Source organism: Allosphingosinicella sp., from assembly GCF_036403745.1.
In the GTDB taxonomy this organism is placed as follows: domain Bacteria; phylum Pseudomonadota; class Alphaproteobacteria; order Sphingomonadales; family Sphingomonadaceae; genus Allosphingosinicella.
Genome location: NZ_DASWQI010000048.1, coordinates 1 through 2,060, shown reverse-complemented (window position 1 = coordinate 2,060; position 2,060 = coordinate 1). Strand labels below are relative to the sequence as shown.

General features: G+C 66.5%; 3 protein-coding genes. All 3 read left to right on the top strand.

Annotated features, from left to right (window positions below; translation table 11 throughout):
• On the top strand, positions 1 to 214 hold a 214-nt coding region (locus VGC56_RS08785; protein ID WP_464124519.1), incomplete at its 5' end, for a hypothetical protein.
• 95 nt (positions 215 to 309) lie between these two features.
• Positions 310 to 1,251, top strand: a complete 942-nt coding sequence (locus VGC56_RS08780; protein ID WP_464124518.1) for an IS481 family transposase — start codon at positions 310 to 312, stop codon at positions 1,249 to 1,251.
• An 81-nt stretch (positions 1,252 to 1,332) separates the two neighbouring features.
• Positions 1,333 to 1,866, top strand: coding sequence for a Ros/MucR family transcriptional regulator (locus tag VGC56_RS08775; RefSeq protein WP_464124517.1), 534 nt, complete (start codon positions 1,333 to 1,335; stop codon positions 1,864 to 1,866).
• Positions 1,867 to 2,060 lie beyond the last annotated feature (194 nt).

Below are 2,060 nucleotides of genomic sequence, written 5' to 3'. Positions count from 1 at the left end.
TGCCACAACCGGGCACGTGGCGGTAGCACGCGGTCTGCCTGAACGCGATCCGGTCGGCCGCGACGGCCGACACCTTCACGCCGCTGAGAACGAGCGCACCGCAGTCGTCGGCTCGGATAACCCCGGCCTGCGGTTGCACGCCAAACAGCTCGGGCGCGGTCCACTCGTGCTCGGCCAGCTCGGCGCTGAAGTGGTCCAGTGCATCCAGTGCTGAAAGGCCTAGGTGTCATTGCTATGGAGGTTGTCCATCCAAGGCAGCGGAGCGAGGTTGCGGTTGCGAAGCCAGCAACCCTGAACCCGGAGCCCTGGATGGACGCCCATCAGAATGCGCGCACGACGCCGCTTAGTCGACATCTCATCGTGGCGCGGCTGGCCCAAGGCTGGACCGTGAGCGCCGTGGCGACCGCGCTGGGGATCGACCCGAAGACGGTGCGCAAGTGGCGCGATCGCTTCGCGGCGGAAGGGACCTCGGGCCTGTCTGACCGCTCGTCGCGCCCGCACCGTTCGCCCACGCGGCGGGATGCCGCCACCACGGCGGAGATCGCGCGCCTGCGCCGGGAGCGCCTGTCCGGCCCGGCCATCGCCCGGCAGATGCGGATCCCCTGCGCGACGGTGGGTGCGGTGCTGCGCCGCCTCGGCCTGGGTCGCTTGAGCGCGCTGACCCCACCCCCACCGGTCATCCGCTACGAGCGTGAGCGGCCGGGCGAACTCATCCACCTCGACACCAAGAAGCTCGGCCGCATCGACGGCGTCGGCCATCGCATCACCGGCGACCGGCAGGGCCGCAAACGCGGCCTCGGCTGGGAAGCCTTGCACGTCGCCGTCGATGACGCCTCGCGGCTGGCCTACACCGAGATCCTGCCCGACGAGACCAAGGCGAGCGCCACCGCCTTCCTGGAGCGGGCGCTGACCTGGTTCGAAAGCCTTGGCATCACGGTCGAGCGCGTCATGACCGACAATGGCTCCGCCTACAAAAGCCACCTGTTCCGCGACGCGCTCGCTGCCAGGGCCATCGCGCACAAACGAACCCGGCCCTACACGCCCCGGACCAACGGCAAGGCCGAGCGCTTCATCCAGACGACCTTGCGCGAGTGGCTCTATGCCAGCCCCTATGCCTCATCGGACCAGCGCAAAGCCGCCATGAGGCCGTGGCTCTGCGCCTATAACCGCCGCAGACCCCACGCCGCACACGGCGGAAAACCACCCATCAGCAGGCTGGCCAAGGACAACCTCCTTGGAAATGACACCTAGGTCCTTAATCCAGCTGACCGGACGGGAACGGCATTGTGCTATCCACAAGAATGCGCTGTGACTCTGACGTTCAGCAATTGATTGGAGATCACCGTGGAAGAAAGCACAGGGTCAGAGAACGCCAGCGAGATCGAAACGGTAGCCGACATTGTGGCGGCCTACGTGTCGAACAATTCCGTCCGCCCAAGTGACTTGCCGGAGCTGATCGCGTCCGTACACGCGGCGCTAGCTGGCCTTGGCGCCCCTTCCGGACCGGCAGTCAAACAGGTGGAGAAGCCCACACCCGCGCAGATCCGTAAGTCGATCACGCCGGACGGGCTGATCAGCTTCGTCGACGGCAAGGCCTACAAGACCCTGAAGCGCCACCTGACCAAGCACGGGATGGACTTCCAGAGCTACCGGGCCCGGTACGGGCTCCCATCCGACTATCCCTCCACGGCGGCAAACTACTCGGCCCAGCGCTCCGCTCTTGCCAAGAGCCTCGGCCTTGGTCAGCAGCGGGAGAAGGCCGCTCCGGAGCCCACGTCGGGCTCCTCCGAGAAGAAGGGCCGCGGACGGCCGCGCAAGGCTGCCGCGACGGGCCTGTCGCAAAGTTTTTCGGCACATGGTTTGTGAGGAGATTGCGCTCTCCCGAACCTATTTCGGCGCAACCAGAGGTAGGGGGTTGATCGCCTAAGAACCCAACCCTGCAACCAAAGGTTATGCTCTGCCGCGCTCTCGCGCGGCTCGCCAATCGGTCTGAAAAACTTTGCGACAGGCCCTCGTGCAGCGCCGGGCCACGGCGGCGGGGCTGGAGGCCTCTGTCTTCT

Coding starts and splice junctions, on each gene's coding strand:
- VGC56_RS08780 (WP_464124518.1), top strand. CDS start 310: ATGGACGCCCATCAGAATGCGCGCACGACGCCGCTTAGTCGACATCTC.